This is a genomic window from Moorena sp. SIO3B2, assembly GCF_010692525.1.
Lineage (GTDB): Bacteria > Cyanobacteriota > Cyanobacteriia > Cyanobacteriales > Coleofasciculaceae > Moorena > Moorena producens.
In genome coordinates, this window is the sequence record NZ_JAAHHE010000655.1 from 1 (window position 1) to 2457 (window position 2457).

A 2457-nucleotide genomic window follows, 5' to 3' on the forward strand; every position below is an offset into this window, starting at 1 on the left:
ACAGTTGAGTATTAAACTAAGCCGCAGAGTTACCTCTGCGACTCGTCTCCAAAACCGTACGTGACAGTTTCCCGTCATACGGCTCCTCATGATAGGAACACACTTTCATTGGTACCTCCACATTAGAAAGGATTGTCATCTAGCTTAGAGGAGTCGTTACTTGACTCAATACACTTTGGATTGACTTTAGTTCTATGTTTTACATCGTGGCAATGTAGGTGGAGTAGCTCAAGATTCCTGAGTTGGTCGTTTCCACCTTGTGCGCGTGGTATTATGTGATGCGTTTCCAATAAATCTCCATCTCTGAATGTGAGACCACAATCAGCACATTTCCCTTCCTGTCTTTTCAGAAGTTTACCCTTCTGGCTAGTCATTTCAGGGTGTTTTTGCATTCGGTTGCTCCAGTACACTAGGTCACCATCGAAAGGACTTCTGGATTCTTTGACCTTTACATGCCTTACAATTTTTGTTTTGGCATGTTTCGGGAGATAGTTCTCCTCATTTGTCATGAATACCCAGTTATCTATCTTTGGTGCTTCCCATGGTTCTTTTGGTTTTTCAACCTTAGTTCCCCAGTACTTTTTATTCACCCAGGTTTTTGATTTGTTTGGATGTCTCCTGTATCCCCATCTTTGAAGTTTGTTCCAGAGCATGTTGTCCAAATCTGAGAATGTTTCGCTACTTACGACACTGCGATTATAGTTACACCATCCTCTTATTATGGGTTTTAGATGCCTGATTAGGGCGTTTTGTGGGGCGGCTTTGTGTTTACTTATTTCACTTGATAGTCGCTTCCAGTGCTCTTTTACTTTTTCTTTGGATGGTTTGATGATGGTTTTAAAACCCTGTTTCGACTGATTTTTTCCTACTGGGTATTGACGGATATTAAATCCTAGAAAGTCAAATCCTTTAAAGGTGTGTGTCAGTTTGGTTTTTTCGGGTTTTAGTTCCAGGCCGATATCTCTCAACCATTCGCTGATGATTCTCTGACATTCTTCTACCACTTCTTTGGATTTATGTGTTATGACGAAATCGTCTGCATATCGGATTAACTTTAATGCTTTTTTGTTATCCCGTTTGCATCCGGGTAAGGTTTGGGCATATTCGTTTATCCTGTTTTCCATTCCGTGGAGGGCTATGTTCGCTAAAAGCGGGGATATTATTCCGCCTTGAGGAGTGCCTTCGTTTGTAGGTGAGAATGTTTCCTTATCTATTACTCCTGCTTTTAACCAGTTTTTGATTAATCGCTTCATAGATGGGTAGGTATTTATTTTTGAGAGAAGAGCGTCGTGGTTGATTTTATCGAAGCATTTAGATATATCGGCGTCTAGTACCCATTTGGGTTTTTGACTGATACATTTAAATATTGCTTCAATTGCATCATGACATGACCTTCCTAGTCTAAAGCCATATGAGTTTGGTTCAAAGACCGCTTCCCATTCTGGCTCTAATGCTTGTTTTGCCAAGGCTTGGAGTGCCCGGTCGTAAATAGTGGGTATCCCTAAGGGGCGTTTTTCTTTACGACCAGGTTTATCAATCCAAACTCTACGGGTTGGTTGAGGTTTTTTGTACAGTTTGAGGTTGGCTACTAAGACGAGGCGTTGTTTGCCTTTTAAAGCTTTTTTCCCGTCTATTCCGGCAGTCTTTTTACCTTTATTCTGTTGTGTTACCTTCCTTACCGCCAGCATCTTAGCTGACCAGGATTTCATTAGAGTCTTTTGTAACCTTCTAACCACGCGAACGTCACCACGAACAGAGGCTCGATATATTCGTTTTTGCAACTTAAATACGGTTCTTTCTAGCTTGCGCCAATCGACCCGATTCCATTCCGACTGTGGGGCGAACCCCCGAGTTTTAGACTTATTCATTGCTACTTACAACCATATCTTTTCCCATCACGTGAGTCCGTCAGCGTATTCTAGGTATTACCCTAGACGTTTGCTTCTGACTCAATCTTTCCTACACAGGCCATGTGGCTAACTACCTACTTAAGAAATCGACCTTTCTTAAGAGCACCTGTGAGGTTACTTCGTTCCTGATAACCATTCTGTTGAACTTTTAGGGTGATACTATCCACCGGAAACTTAGGGAAATCATTATAGGGAAATTCAACCTTATAATCCTTTATTTTTCGTTGACTTTTTGTCTATAGCGTGTCAGCCTTATTACGCTATTGTACAATGACGATGGTTCCTGCGTATCTTCCTCTCGTACCCGTGAGTTCATTTGCCTGTTACTAACTCCACCTTAAGGTTGGTAGAGCTTCACTATTTGACCCCGCTTTACCCGCTTAGTTTGTTATGACTCAGTGAGTAGGGGTAAGGCTGTCGCTCGGATTTCACGAGGGTTGGTATTTCACCAACATGGTTATCAAGTTGTCAAGGTTCTGTTACCTTGCGGCTAATCCCCCATACCTTTTATTAGGTAAGGTTTCTAGCCAACGAGTCGCACGTATTT

Annotated in this window: 1 protein-coding gene; it reads right to left on the reverse strand. The window is 41.9% G+C overall.

Annotated features, from left to right (window positions below):
* Positions 1-122: 122 nt before the first annotated feature.
* Positions 123-1868, reverse strand: coding sequence for a group II intron reverse transcriptase/maturase (gene ltrA / locus F6K38_RS39415; protein ID WP_287256165.1), 1746 nt, complete (start codon positions 1866-1868; stop codon positions 123-125).
* Positions 1869-2457 lie beyond the last annotated feature (589 nt).